The sequence below is a fragment of the Spirillospora sp. CA-294931 genome (assembly GCF_050946795.1).
In the GTDB taxonomy this organism is placed as follows: domain Bacteria; phylum Actinomycetota; class Actinomycetes; order Streptosporangiales; family Streptosporangiaceae; genus Spirillospora.
On sequence record NZ_CP192006.1, the window covers coordinates 5,300,755 to 5,313,458 of the forward strand.

Genomic DNA, 12,704 nt, shown 5'->3' on the forward strand with positions numbered 1-12,704 from the left:
CCGCCGACCCGAGAGATGTGACATGACCCCGTTCCCCGAAGGCTTCCTGTGGGGCGCCTCCACCGCCGCCCACCAGATCGAAGGCAACAACACCAACAGCGACTGGTGGCACAAGGAGCACGACGGCCTCTCGCGCGTCCGCGAGCCGAGCCTGGACGCCGCCGACAGCTACCACCGCTGGCGCGAGGACATGGACCTGCTGGCGGGCCTGGGCTTCACCGACTACCGCTTCAGCGTCGAGTGGGCGCGGATCGAGCCCGCCCGAGGGCACTTCTCGCGGGCCGAGCTCGCCCACTACCGCCGCATGGTCGAGGGCGCCGCCGAGCGCGGGCTGCGTCCCCTGGTCACCCTGCACCACTTCACCGTGCCGCGCTGGTTCGAGGAGGGCGGCGGCTGGACGGCCCCCGACGCGGTCGAGCTGTTCGCCCGCTACGTGGCGGCGACGGTCCCGGTGATCGCCGACGGTGTCGGCCATGTCTGCACGATCAACGAGCCCAACATGATCGCCGTGATGGCCGGGGCCGCCAAGCGCGGCGACGCCGGGTTCCCGCCCGCCGGGCTACCGAACCCGGACGAGGAGACCACCCGCGTCCTGATCGCCGCCCACCGCGCGGCCGTCAAGGAGATCAAGGCGGCCGCCCCGGGCGTCCGGGTCGGCTGGACGGTCGCCAACCAGGTCTACCAGGCCCTCCCGGGCGCCGAGGAGGTCACCGCCGCCTACCGACGTCCCCGCGAGGACGTCTTCATCGAGGCCGCCCGGGACGACGACTGGATCGGCGTCCAGTCCTACACCCGCACCAGGATCGGGCCGGACGGTCCCGTCCCGGCCCCTGACGACGCCGAGCGCACCCTGACGAACTGGGAGTACTACCCCCGGGCGGTCGGATACGCGCTGCGCCACACCGCGGACGTCTCCGGCGGCGTCCCGATGATCGTGACCGAGAACGGCATCGCGACCGCCGACGACTCGCGCCGCGTCGACTACTACGCCGAGGCCCTGGAGGAGGTGGCCGCCGCGCTGGACGCGGGGCTCGACGTGCGGGGCTACCTGGCCTGGAGCGCCCTGGACAACTACGAGTGGGGCTCCTACGAGCCGACCTTCGGGCTGATCTCCGTCGATCCCGCGACGTTCGCCCGGACCCCCAAGCCGTCGGCGGTCTGGCTGGGCGACCTCGGCTTCAGGCGCGAGCTGCCCCGCCTCTGAGGCGCCTCAGCGCGGGGTCTCCAGGCCCAGATGGATGCGGTAGCGGTCGGCGCGGTAGGTGGCCAGCGCGGCCTCCACGCACACGCCCCGGCTGAACGTCCGCTGCTCCATGAAGAAGACCGCGTCCCCGGCCTCGATCTCCAGCAGCACGGCCTCCTCGGGCCCCACCGGCCCGGCGTCGATGGTCTGCTCCCCCGCGTCCATCACGATCCCGTAGTGCTTCTCCAGCGCCTCGTACAGGGAGGTGTTGGGGGGACGCCGTTCCACCAGTCCCGGCGCCGCCGACGCCGGGATGTGCGAGCGCTCGATGGCCATCGGCTCGCCGTCGGCCAGCCGCAGCCGCTCGATCACGTATACGGGGGTGCCCCGGTCAAGGCCCAGCATCCGGGCCACGCGCGGGTCGGCCTCGTCCGTCCGGGCGGCCAGGTCGACCGAGCCGGGCCGCAGCCCGCGCGAGACCATGTCTTCGGTGAAGGACACCAGCTCCTTGGGCATCTGCACCTTGGGCCGCGCCACGAACGTCCCCTTGCCCGGGATGCGGCGCAGCCGGTCCTCGGCGACCAGCTGGTCGACGGCCTGCCGGACCGTCATCCGCGACACGCCGTACTGCCGGCACAGCTCGCGCTCGGAGGGCACCGGGGCATCCACGGGCAGCCGCTCGTCGTCGATCAGGTCGAGCAGGATCGCCCGGAGCTGGAGGTACTTCGGCAACGGGCCCGAGGAATTGATCACCCTTCATTCTGGGCCAGTACCGTTCATGGCAACAACATCGGGAGTGACAACATGACCGTGTCCCGGCTTCGTGACATCCCCGGAATCGGCGTCGACGTCGTCGGCGACGCCGCGGACGCCACCGGCGACCCCGAGTTCCTGCGCCTGGAGAACCTCGACACCGACGTGCGCCCGCCCGCCGCCGCGCTGGCGGCCACCCGGGAGGCCGTCGATGACGACGACGCCAACAGCTACCTTCCGTTCCAGGGCCACCGCGCCCTGCTCGAAGCGGCCGCCGCCCACGTCGGGCGCCTGGCGGGCCGCTCCTACGACCCGGCCACCGAGTGCGTGAGCGTCGCGGGCGGACTCAACGGGGTCCTCAACACCCTCCTGGCCACCGTGGAGCCCGGCCAGGAGGTCGTCCTGTGCGACCCCAACTACGCGGGCCTGGTCAACCGCGTCCGCCTGGCCGGGGGCGTGCCGCGCTTCGTCGCCTGCGAGGCCACCGCCGAGGGCTGGACGGTCGACCCCGAGCGCCTGGCCGCGGCCGTCGGCCCCAACACGGCCGCCGCGCTCATGCTCGGCCCCGTCATGCCCACCGGCCTGGTCCTGGACGACACCCACTGGACGGCCCTGGCCGAGGCCCTCGACCGCCACGACGCCTGGCTGATCTACGACGCGGCCATGGAGCGCATCCGCTTCGACGGGCTGCCGCCCGCGCACCCGGCCCGCGTCCCCGGTCTGGCCGGGCGCACGATCACGATCGGCTCGGCGTCCAAGGAGCTCCGGATGATCGGCTGGCGGGTCGGCTGGGTCACCGGTCCCGCCGAGATCATGGCCGACATCCGCCTGGTCGGCCTCACCAACGTGGTCTGCCAGGTCGGCATCGCCCAGCGCGCGGTCGCCACCGCGCTGGCCGCCCCGGACGCCGACGCCGACGTGGCCGCCGCCACCGCCGTCTGGTCCGAGCGCAACACGGCCGTCATGGACGCCCTGGCGGGCCTGCCCGTCGTCCCGCCCGCCGGAGGGTGGTCGCTGCTCGTGGACACCCGTCCCCTCGGCCTGACCCCGGCGGCCCTGTCCCGGCGCCTGTTCGACCGCGCCAGGATCGCCGCCACGCCGATGGACGGCTGGGGCCCCTCCGGCGAGCACTACCTCCGGCTGGTCTTCGCCAACGAGCCCGTGTCGCGCCTTGCCGGCCTGCGGGAACGGTTCGAGCGTGCGCTCTAGACGCCGCGGCTGCGCAGGCTGAGGCCGAGCGCCCGGAACTGGTCGACCGGGTGGTGGTAGCCGCGCTCGATGTGGTGGACGCCGCGCAGGGTGGACGGCCCCTCGGCGACGGCGGCGGCCAGGACGGCGGAGAAGCCGGCCCGGATGTCGGGCATGGTGACGTCGCCGCCGCGCAGCTTGCTGACGCCGCGCACGACGGCCGAGTGCAGCGCCGCCGTGTCGTGGTAGCGGCAGGCCGGGCCGCCCAGGCAAGTGTCGTAGACCTCGATCTCGGCGCCCATGCTCTTGAGGGCGGGGACATAGGCCAGCCGGTTCTCGTACACCGTCTCGTGCAGCACCGACATGCCGTCGGCCTGCGTGAACAGCACCATCAAGGGGGTCTGCCAGTCGGTGGCGAACCCGGGGTGGGTGTCGGTCTGGACGGCGGCGGGGCGCAGCCCGTCCGGCGCCGACGCCATGATCCAGTCATCGGTGATCGCGAACCGGGCGCCCATGCCGGTGAGCGTGGTGATCGCGGTGACCAGGCGGTCCTGCGGGCAGCCGTGCACGCGCACCTCGCCCCGGGTGACCAGCCCGGCGACCAGGTAGGAGAACGCCTCGATGCGGTCGCCCGCCAGCAGGGTCTCGGCGCCGCGCAGCCGCTCGACGCCCTCCACGACGATGCGGCGGTCGGGGGCGAAGGAGATCCGCGCGCCCATCCGCTGGAGGAACAGCGCCAGCTCGATGATCTCCGGCTCGGTGGCGGCGTTGCGGATGACGGTCTTGCCCTTGGCCAGCACGGCCGCGAGCAGCACGGTCTCGGTGGCGCCGACGCTGGGGTAGGGCAGGTTGATCCGGGTGCCGGTGAGCCGCACGGCGCGGGCGTGGATGCCGTCGGCGGCGATCTCCACCTCGGCGCCGAAGGCGCGCAGGGCGTCGACGTGGAAGTCGACCGGGCGGCGGCCGATCGGGTCGCCGCCGACCAGCGGGACGAACGCCTCCCCGGCCAGGTGCAGCAGCGGGCCGAGCATGAGGATCGGGATGCGGTTGAGGCCGGTGAACGCCTTGGGCACGTTGGGCTCGGCGATCGCGCCCGGCACGATCGTCAGCTCGCCGCCGGAGCGCTCGACGGTCATGCCGAGATGCTCCAGCATCGCGGCGGTGATTCCGACCTCGCCCACGTCAGGGGCGTTGCGGATCGTGCTCGGCTCGCGTCCGAGCATGGCGGCCACCATGTGCTTGCTGACCGCGTTCTTGGCGCCCCGGACGGTGACGTCGCCGCGCAGCGGCCCGGACGGCTCGATCTCCCACACCTTTTCGGTCACGCGAGCAGGGTACGCGCTCCCTTGAGGGATCGCCCGTAAACCACCCGGGTACCGGCCGTAAACGATTCAGGACGAGTCGCGCACCACCAGCTCCGTCGGCAGGATCAGCGGCTCGGCGAGACGGTCTCCGTCGGCCGTGTCGCCCGCGAGCAGGACCCGCACGATCGAGCGGGCCACCTCCTCGATCGGGTGCCGGATCGTGGTCAGCGGCGGGTCGGTGAACCGGGCGGCCTCGATGTCGTCGAAGCCCACGACGGCCACGTCGTCGGGGACGCGGCGCCCGGCGCGGCGGAGCGTCTGCAGGGCCCCGATCGCCATCAGGTCGGTCGCGGCGAACACCGCGTCCAGGCTCGGGTCGTCCTCCAGGAGCTGGCGCATGGCCGCGGCGCCCGACTCGCGGGTGAAGTCGCCCATGGCCACCAGCGACCGCCGGTCGGTGCCCGACAGCACCTCGCGGTACCCGGTGAGCCGGTCGATGGCGGCGGTCATGTCGGGCGGCCCGGCGATGTTGGCGATGCGGCGCCGTCCCCGGTCGAGCAGGTGCCGGACGGCGGCGCGCGAGCCCCCCACGTTGTCGCAGTCGCAGTAGGGCATCCGCGCGGCCGAGACGGGACGGCCGTGCGACACCACCGGGACGTGCAGCCGGGCCAGCGCGGCGGGCAGCGGGTCGGAGCCGTGCATCGACAGCAGGATCACGCCGTCGACATGGCCGCCGGCGACGTACCGCTCCACCCGGGCGTGCCCGGCGGGCGAGGACGCCAGCAGCAGCACGACCTGCTTGTCGGCGGCCTCCAGCTCCTGGCCGACCCCGCGCACCACGATCGAGAAGAACGGGTCGTCGGAGAAGACCCGGGCCGGGGGCTCGGACACCACCAGCCCGATGGTGTCGGTACGCTGGGTGACCAGGCTGCGGGCCGCCGAGTTCGGCACGTAGCCGAGCTCGTCGACCGCGCGCAGCACGGCGGCGCGGATGCCGGGCGCCACGCTCGACGACCCGTTCACCACCCGGGAGACCGTCGCGCGCGACACCCCCGCCCTGGCCGCGACGGCCTCCAGCGTCGGACGTTTGATCAAGTGTGTCCCCCGGTACCGTTGGCTGCGATCCCATTATCGGAGATGACGTCCCGGAACCAGCGCGCGCTGTCCTTCAGGACGCGCCGCTGCGTGGCGTAGTCGACGTAGACCAGGCCGAACCTCTTGCCGTAGCCCTCGGCCCACTCGAAGTTGTCCATCAGCGACCACACCAGATAGCCCCGCAGGTCGGCGCCCGAGGCCAGCGCGGCATGGGCCGCGCGCAGGTGGGCGTCGAGGTAGGCGATCCGGCACGGGTCGGGGACACGGCCGTCGGGCCCCCGCTCGTCCTCGAACGCGGCGCCGTTCTCGGTGATGATCAGCGGGACGCCCGGGTAGTCGCGGCTGAGACGCACCAGGACCTCGCCGAGCCCGTCGGGCACGATGGGCCACCCCATCGCGGTCAGCGGCGGGTCGGCGGGCGGGAACGCCACGCCCTCGGACCCGGGGAAGGCGGGGTCGGCGGGCGTGCCGGGCGCGGCCGCGACGTAGGTGGGGTTGTAGTAGTTGACGCCCAGCAGGTCGATCGGCTCGGCGATCACGGCGGCGTCCCCGTCGCGGACATGGTCGAGCCCGCCCAGGCGCGCGGCCGCGGCCAGCACCGGCTCGGGATAGCCGCCGCGCAGCACCGGGTCGAGGAACTGCCGGTTGAGCAGGGCGTCCACCAGGTCGGCGGCGGCCGTGTCGGGGCCCGCGGGACCCGCCCCGCCGCCACGCCCGACGACCGGCGCGAGGTTGAGCGTCAGCGACACGCGCGCCGCCCCGCCCGCGCGCAGTTCGCGCACGGACAGCCCGTGCGCGAGCAGCAGGTGGTGGGCGGCGCGGAAGGCGTCGTGGGCGGACGTCCGGCCGGGGGCGTGCACGCCCGAACCATAACCGAGGAACGCCGCCACCCAGGGCTCGTTCACCGTCGACCACAGCTCGACGCGGTCGCCCAGCCGCTCGCGCACGACGGCGGCGTAGTCGGCGAAGCGGAAGGCGGTGTCGCGCTCGGTCCAGCCGCCCCGGTCCTCCAGGGCTTGCGGGAGGTCCCAGTGGTAGAGCGTCGCATACGGGACGATGCCCGCGTTCAGCAGCGCGTCGACCAGCCGGTCGTAGAAGTCCAGGCCGCGCGGGTTGGCCGGGCCCGACCCGTCCGGCTGGACGCGCGGCCACGCCACCGAGAAGCGGTAGACGCCGAGCCCCAGCTCGGCCATCAGCCCGACGTCGTCCCGGAACCGGTGGTAGTGGTCGCAGGCGACGTCGCCGGTGTGCCCGTCCGCCACCTTGCCGGGGGTGCGGGAAAAGGTGTCCCAGACGGAGGGGCCGCGGCCGTCGTCGCGCGCCGCGCCCTCGATCTGGTACGCCGCCGTGGCGGCGCCCCACAGGAACCCGGGCGGGAACGTGACGCGGCGGTCGGTCGCGGTGATGGCTTCGGTGGCGGTCATGTGTCGCCGGTCCCTCCGATGATGCGCTGCTGGTGCGGGATGCGGTCTGCTCGGGGCGCGTCAGGCCTTGAGGGCGCCGTCCATGATCCCGCCGATGATCTGCCGTCCGAACAGCAGGAACACCACCAGGAGCGGCAGCGTCGCCACCGCCGTCCCGGTGAACATCAGCGAGTAGTCGGTGTAGTGGGCGCCGTTGAGCAGGTTGAGGGAGTACTGGACGGTCGGGTTGTCGGGATCGAGCACGGCCAGCGGCCAGATGAACTCGTTCCAGGTCTGCATGAAGGTGAACAGGCCGAGGACGGCGATGGCGGGCCGCAGCACGGGCAGCACGACGCTCCAGTAGATGCGGAACGTGGAGCAGCCGTCCATCCGGGCGGCCTCGATCAGCTCGTCGGGGACGGCCTGCATCGTGTACTGCCGCATCATGAACACGCCGAACCCGGTGACCAGGAACGGCACGATGACGGCCTTCAGCTCACCCGTCCACCCGATCTCGGCCATCAGCATGTACAGCGGGATGACGCCCATCTGGACCGGGACCATCATCGTCGCCAGCATGACCAGCAGCAGCGCGTTGCGGCCGCGGAAGCGCAGCTTGGCGAACGCGAACCCGGCCAGCGTGGCGAACAGCAGCGTGGACGCCGTCACCGCCGTGGCGGCGACCGCCGAGTTGGCCAGGCCGAGCGCGAAGTGCGCCTGGTCGTTGCCGAACAGCCGCGCCAGGTTGCGTCCCAGCTCGCCGCCGGGCGTCACCGGCGGCGGCACCGACCCGACGGCGTCGTTGGTGCGGGTCGCCACGACGAGCATCCAGTAGATCGGGAACAGCGACAGCACCACGGTCGCGACCAGCATGATCCTGGTCAGCGGGCCCGCGCCCCACAGGGTCGCGACCGGCCCGGTGCGCCTTCTCCTGGTCGTCCTGGTCGGCTTGGACTTCATGACGTCTTGCCTCCGACGCGTCGCAGCCACAGGAAGTTGAGCAGGGAGCCGAGCAGAATGATCATGAAGAGCATCCAGGAGACCGCCGAGGCGTAGCCGTAGTCGAACCGCCGGAACGCGTTCTCGAACATGTACATCGTGACCGTCTGGTACTGCCGCAGCGATCCGCCGGTCATGTCGCCGTTGCCGAACAGCAGCGGCTCGGTGAACAGCTGGAACCCGCCGATCGTGGAGATCAGGGCGGTGAACAGGATCGTCGGGCGCAGCAGCGGGAGGGTGATCGTCCAGAACTGCCGGGCCCGGGACGCTCCGTCGATCGCCGCCGCCTCGTACAGGTCGCGCGGGATCGACTGCATCGCCGCCAGGTAGATCAGCGCGTTGTAGCCCGTCCACCGCCAGTCGACCATCACCGAGATCGCCAACCAGGACGACCAGCGGTGGGCCGTCCAGTCGACCGCGTCCACCCCGAAGCCGCCGAGCACCCAGTTGACCAGCCCGAAGTCGCGGCCGAACAGCTGGCTGAACACGATCGCCACCGCCGCGATCGAGGTCACCATCGGCGCCAGCACGCCCATCCGGGTCAGCGTCCGGCCCCGCATCGAGCGGTTGAGCCCGTTGGCGAGCACCAGCGCCATCAGCAGCTGCGGCACGGTCGCCAGCACGAAGATGCCCGCCGTGTTCCCGACCGAGTTCCAGAACTGCGGGTCGGTCAGCACGAGCCGGAAGTTCTCGGTCCCGACGAACTCGCGCTCGCCCAGCAACTCCCAGTCGTGCAGGGCGACCCACAGCGTGTAGCCCATCGGGAAGAGCCCGAACACCGCGAACAGCGCGAAGTACGGCGACACGAACAGGTAGGGGGAGAACTTCAGGTCCCACCGGGTCCGCGCGGACGTGCGCAGCCGGGGCGGCGCCGCCCGCACGGGACGCGGACGGGAGCGGAGGGACACGCTCATCGGCGTCCTTTCCGGGGTGGACGGGTGGACGGTCGGGACGGGGGCCGGCGGACGGCCTTGGGGAACCGCCAGGGGTCGGGCCGCCGCTGGGGCCACCCGTCCCGACCGGGCTCTGGGCCGCGTTCGGTTCTGGACTCAGCGGGCCTCGCGCTCGGCGTCCTTGAGCGCCTTGCTCCAGGCGGCGCCGGGCGCGAGCCGGCCCTGTTCGAGGGCCAGCAGTGCGTCCTCGAAGCGCTGGTTGACGGGGTTGGTGTCGGCGCCGAGATACAGCGGCTTGAGCGCCTTGGCGCCGGAGGCGTAGATCTTGCCGACGGGCGCGCCGCCGAAGTAGTCGTTCCGGAACGAGGTGACGGCGGGGTCGTCCAGCGCCCGGGGCGAGGACGGCAGGTTGTTGCGGGCCTTGAAGGCGGCGATCTGGCTGTCGGCTCCGGTGAGGTACTTGACCAGCTCGGCCGCCTCGCGCTGGTGCCGGCTCTGCTTGGGCACCGCGAGGAAGGAGCCGCCGCGGCTGCCCGCGCCGCCGGGGATGGGCGCGACGTCCCACTTCCCGGACGCCCCCGCGCCCGCGTTCTCCTTGATCACGCCAAGCATCCAGGAGGGGCAGGCGATGGTGGCGAACCTGGCCTCCTTCAGCCCGCTCCCCCAGCTCGGCTCGAACGACTTCAGACCCGCCGAGAGCCCGGCGTCCTTGATCTTCAGGGTGAGGTCCCAGGCGCCCCGCACGGCGGGGTTGCTGCCCGCCACCAGCGTGCCGCCGGGGTCGAAGTAGGTGTGGCCCGGCCCCTGCGCGGCCTGCTGGGCGAGGATCGTGTTGTAGAGGTTGACGGCCCCGTCGACGAACCTGGTCCCCGCCGGAGCCTTGGCAGCGTACCTGCGCCCGGCGGCCACGTAGGCGTCCCAGGTCGGCCAGAGCGCCCCGACCTTGTCGCGTCCGGTGGGCAGGCCCGCCTTGGCGAACAGATCGGTGCGGTAGCACATGGCCAGGCCGCCCACGTCGGTCCCGAGCCCGACCAGCCGCTTGCCGTCGCGGCTCAGCGCCTGCTTCCACTTCCATTCGAGGAAGTCGCCCCGGAGCGATCCGGCGCCGTGGTCGAGCAGGTTCACGAAGCGGTCGGGCCGTTCCATGAACTTGGTCAGGATGCCCTCTTCGAGCGCGACGACGTCCCCCGCCCCGCTCCCGGCGGCGATCCACTGTTCGAGCCGGGGCAGGTACTCGTCGAGCTGCACCACGTTCCGGTGCTTGATCTTCACACCGGGATGGGCGGCCTCGTACCGCGTGAACAGCTCCTCGTACCCGAAGGTGCTGAAGGTGTCGACGGTGAGCGTGACCTTCCCGTCCGAACCGGCGCCGCCTCCGCCGCCGCAGGCGGGGGCGCCCAGGGCGAGCACGGCCAGGAGGGCGGCCGAGCGGCGCATCGCGCGCCGAGTTTGTGTGCGCATGACTGTCCTCGGGGGGTGGGGGACTGCGTGAGAGCGCTCTCACAGAGATTCCCCGCCGGGCCCGTGGTTGTCAACAGGCATCGCGAAGGATTCTCGGATATACCGTTCCATCCGCGCTTTGACCGGTCCGGACGACCCAACGAGCAGAGGCGTTCTCGCGATCGAAAAGATAGAGCGCTCTCACGATCTCCATTTTCCCCCTTGACAGGCGGCACCTCGGGGGCGACATTGGCGGCACCCGGCAGGTGATGAAAAATTCTCACTTGCTCCCGCTCCCGAGAGGACCCCGCAATGTCCTTTCCCGCCCCCCGCAGTCTCCGCAGACCGCTCGCCGCCCTGGCTGTGCTCGGCCTCCCCGCCACGCTGGCCGCCGCTCCGCCCGCCGAAGCCACCGCCGTGCCGCCGCCTCCCCCGGGATGGACGCTGGTGTGGAGCGACGACTTCGACGGCGCCGCCGGAGCCCCGCCCTCGTCCGACAACTGGACGATCAGCACCGGCCACGGCTACCCCGGCGGCCCCGGCAACTGGGGCACCGGCGAGATCCAGCGCTACACCGCCGACCCGTCCAACCTCGGGCTCGACGGGAACGGCAACCTCCGGATCACGCCGGTGAAGGGCCCGTCCGGCGAGTGGACCTCGTCGCGCGTCGAGACCAGGCGCGCGAACTTCAAGCCCGCCGACGGGCAGGTGCTGCGGATCGAGGCCCGCATCCAGATGCCCGACGTCACCGGCCCGCAGGCGCTGGGCTACTGGCCCGCCTTCTGGGCCCTGGGCTCCCCCTACCGGGGCGACTACTGGAACTGGCCCGCGATCGGCGAGTTCGACATCATGGAGAACGTCAACGGGATCAACTCCGTCTGGGGCGTCCTGCACTGCGGGGTGAACCCCGGCGGCCCGTGCAATGAGACCTCCGGGCTGGGCGCCAGCCGCGCGTGCCCCGGGGCGTCCTGCCAGTCCGGCATGCACGCCTACCGGTTCGAGTGGGACCGCTCCACGACCCCCAACGAGCTGCGCTGGTACGTCGACGGCGAGCAGTACCACAGCGTCAGCGAGTCGCGGCTGGGCGCCGAGACGTGGACGAAGATGACCGAGCACGAGGGCTACTTCCTGCTGCTCAACGTCGCGATGGGCGGCGCCTTCCCCGACGGGGTCGCCGGGCACGCCACCCCCACCGCCGAAACGGTCTCCGGGCGCCCGCTGACCGCCGACTACGTCGCCGTCTGGCAGGGCAAGGACGCCTGAGGAGGCCATCGTGCGCACGATCCTGATCGCCGGTGCCCTCGCGGGCGTCCTGGCCCTGGGCACCGCCGCCCCGGCCTCGTCCACCCGGGTAGCCACGCTCCCGCTGCACGTTTCCAACGACTCGGGCCGCTCCGAGCAGGTCCACCTGTACGTACTCGGAACCGACCTGGCCAGCGGCAGGCTCGGGTACGTCACCGAGTCCGGAACGTTCACCCCCTGGCCCGCGGGCTCCAACCCGCCGTCCCCGGCCCCCGACGCCGCGATCCCCGGCCCCGGCCCGGGCGCCCGCAAGACGCTCCGGGTCCCGCGCGGCACCTCGGGCCGCATGTACATGTCGTTCGGCGAGAAGCTGAAGTTCTTCCTCACTCCCGACGGCCTCGTCCAGCCCGCGCCGTGGAACCCGAGCGACCCCAACCACGCGATCCTGTTCGACTGGAGCGAGTTCACCTACAACGACGCCGGGCTCTGGCTGAACAGCTCGCAGGTCGACATGTTCAGCGTGCCCCACGCGGTGTCGGTGACCGGCGGGGGCGGCACCAAGCGGACCGGGCTTCTCGTCCCCGGGGGCCGCGACCGCGTCTTCGACGCCGTCCGGGCGCAGCCGGGCTGGGACGGGCTTATCTCGACTCGTCCGGACGGCACCCGCCTGCGCGTCCTGTCCCCCGGCAAGGCCCTGGACGCGGGCCGGTTCAGCGCCTCCTACCTCGACGGCTACGTCGACCAGGCATGGAACACCTACCGGTCGCGGACGCTGACGGTCGTCCCGTTCCAGAACGAGCCCGGCACCCGTTTCGAGGGCCGCACCGACGCAGCCGGGGCGCTCCAGTTCACCGACGGATCGGGCGCCCGCGTGGCCACGTTCCACAAGCCGTCCACCCGGGACGTCCTGGGCTGCGACGGCAGGCTGCACGCCCCCAACGACCGGGTCGTCGGCCCCATCGCCCGCACGCTCTGCGCGGGCCTGCATCGCTCCACGCTCGGCCACCTGCACACCCAGCCCACCTACGACGCCGCCGACTTCTACAAGCAGGACGTCACCGACCACTACTCGCGCGTCATCCACGCGAACATGACCGACGGCAGGGCCTTCGGCTTCGCCTTCGACGACGTGGGCGGCTTCGAGTCGCTCGTCCACGACGCCGCCCCCACCTCCGCCGAGATCGCCCTGACACCCTTCTGACCA

At 72.3% G+C, this 12,704-nt stretch carries 11 protein-coding genes; 4 read left to right on the forward strand and 7 right to left on the reverse strand.

Annotated elements, in window-relative coordinates; all coding sequences use genetic code 11:
* Positions 1 to 22 precede the first annotated feature (22 nt).
* A complete protein-coding gene (locus tag ACQPY4_RS23910; protein ID WP_433324200.1) occupies positions 23 to 1,204 on the forward strand; it encodes a glycoside hydrolase family 1 protein in 1,182 nt (393 codons plus the stop codon).
* A 6-nt stretch (positions 1,205 to 1,210) separates the two neighbouring features.
* Here the strand turns inward: ACQPY4_RS23910 and ACQPY4_RS23915 are convergent, their stop codons facing one another.
* The gene (locus ACQPY4_RS23915) at positions 1,211 to 1,936 is read right to left on the reverse strand and encodes a GntR family transcriptional regulator (protein ID WP_433324202.1); all 726 of its coding nucleotides are present in this window, start codon (positions 1,934 to 1,936) and stop codon (positions 1,211 to 1,213) included.
* A gap of 51 nt (positions 1,937 to 1,987) precedes the next feature.
* Between ACQPY4_RS23915 and ACQPY4_RS23920 the strand changes: the two genes are divergently transcribed.
* Positions 1,988 to 3,145, forward strand: coding sequence for a pyridoxal phosphate-dependent aminotransferase (locus tag ACQPY4_RS23920; protein WP_433324204.1), 1,158 nt, complete (start codon positions 1,988 to 1,990; stop codon positions 3,143 to 3,145).
* Here the strand turns inward: ACQPY4_RS23920 and murA are convergent.
* From murA to ACQPY4_RS23950, 6 genes are all read right to left on the reverse strand, one after another.
* The gene (gene murA, locus ACQPY4_RS23925; protein WP_433324206.1) at positions 3,142 to 4,449 is read right to left on the reverse strand and encodes a UDP-N-acetylglucosamine 1-carboxyvinyltransferase; all 1,308 of its coding nucleotides are present in this window, start codon (positions 4,447 to 4,449) and stop codon (positions 3,142 to 3,144) included. The genes ACQPY4_RS23920 and murA overlap by 4 nt on opposite strands.
* A gap of 66 nt (positions 4,450 to 4,515) precedes the next feature.
* Positions 4,516 to 5,520 (reverse strand): LacI family DNA-binding transcriptional regulator, encoded by a 1,005-nt coding sequence (locus ACQPY4_RS23930; protein ID WP_433338990.1) that lies wholly within the window; start codon positions 5,518 to 5,520, stop codon positions 4,516 to 4,518.
* Positions 5,520 to 6,947, reverse strand: coding sequence for a GH1 family beta-glucosidase (locus ACQPY4_RS23935; RefSeq protein WP_433324208.1), 1,428 nt, complete (start codon positions 6,945 to 6,947; stop codon positions 5,520 to 5,522). Before ACQPY4_RS23935 ends, ACQPY4_RS23930 begins: the two co-directional genes overlap by 1 nt.
* 60 nt (positions 6,948 to 7,007) lie before the next feature.
* Complete coding sequence (locus tag ACQPY4_RS23940) at positions 7,008 to 7,886, reverse strand: carbohydrate ABC transporter permease (RefSeq protein ID WP_433324210.1); 879 nt, start codon at positions 7,884 to 7,886, stop codon at positions 7,008 to 7,010.
* Complete coding sequence (locus tag ACQPY4_RS23945) at positions 7,883 to 8,839, reverse strand: carbohydrate ABC transporter permease (RefSeq protein WP_433324212.1); 957 nt, start codon at positions 8,837 to 8,839, stop codon at positions 7,883 to 7,885. The genes ACQPY4_RS23940 and ACQPY4_RS23945 overlap by 4 nt, the downstream gene beginning before the upstream one ends.
* A 135-nt stretch (positions 8,840 to 8,974) precedes the next feature.
* Positions 8,975 to 10,279 (reverse strand): extracellular solute-binding protein, encoded by a 1,305-nt coding sequence (locus ACQPY4_RS23950; RefSeq protein ID WP_433324214.1) that lies wholly within the window; start codon positions 10,277 to 10,279, stop codon positions 8,975 to 8,977.
* Positions 10,280 to 10,570: 291 nt separating this feature from the next.
* Here ACQPY4_RS23950 and ACQPY4_RS23955 point away from each other — a divergent pair, with 291 nt between their 5' ends.
* Both ACQPY4_RS23955 and ACQPY4_RS23960 read left to right on the forward strand, forming a co-directional pair.
* The gene (locus ACQPY4_RS23955) at positions 10,571 to 11,521 is read left to right on the forward strand and encodes a glycoside hydrolase family 16 protein (protein WP_433324216.1); all 951 of its coding nucleotides are present in this window, start codon (positions 10,571 to 10,573) and stop codon (positions 11,519 to 11,521) included.
* Between the two features lie 10 nt (positions 11,522 to 11,531).
* Positions 11,532 to 12,701 carry a beta-1,3-glucanase family protein gene (locus ACQPY4_RS23960; protein ID WP_433324218.1) on the forward strand — a complete coding sequence of 390 codons (1,170 nt, stop codon included), beginning with the start codon at positions 11,532 to 11,534 and terminating at the stop codon, positions 12,699 to 12,701.
* Positions 12,702 to 12,704: the final 3 nt, after the last annotated feature.

Coding starts and splice junctions, on each gene's coding strand:
- ACQPY4_RS23910 (WP_433324200.1), top strand. CDS start 23: ATGACCCCGTTCCCCGAAGGCTTCCTGTGGGGCGCCTCCACCGCCGCC.
- ACQPY4_RS23920 (WP_433324204.1), top strand. CDS start 1,988: ATGACCGTGTCCCGGCTTCGTGACATCCCCGGAATCGGCGTCGACGTC.
- ACQPY4_RS23935 (WP_433324208.1), bottom strand. CDS start 6,947: ATGACCGCCACCGAAGCCATCACCGCGACCGACCGCCGCGTCACGTTC.
- ACQPY4_RS23940 (WP_433324210.1), bottom strand. CDS start 7,886: ATGAAGTCCAAGCCGACCAGGACGACCAGGAGAAGGCGCACCGGGCCG.
- ACQPY4_RS23945 (WP_433324212.1), bottom strand. CDS start 8,839: ATGAGCGTGTCCCTCCGCTCCCGTCCGCGTCCCGTGCGGGCGGCGCCG.
- ACQPY4_RS23950 (WP_433324214.1), bottom strand. CDS start 10,279: ATGCGCACACAAACTCGGCGCGCGATGCGCCGCTCGGCCGCCCTCCTG.
- ACQPY4_RS23955 (WP_433324216.1), top strand. CDS start 10,571: ATGTCCTTTCCCGCCCCCCGCAGTCTCCGCAGACCGCTCGCCGCCCTG.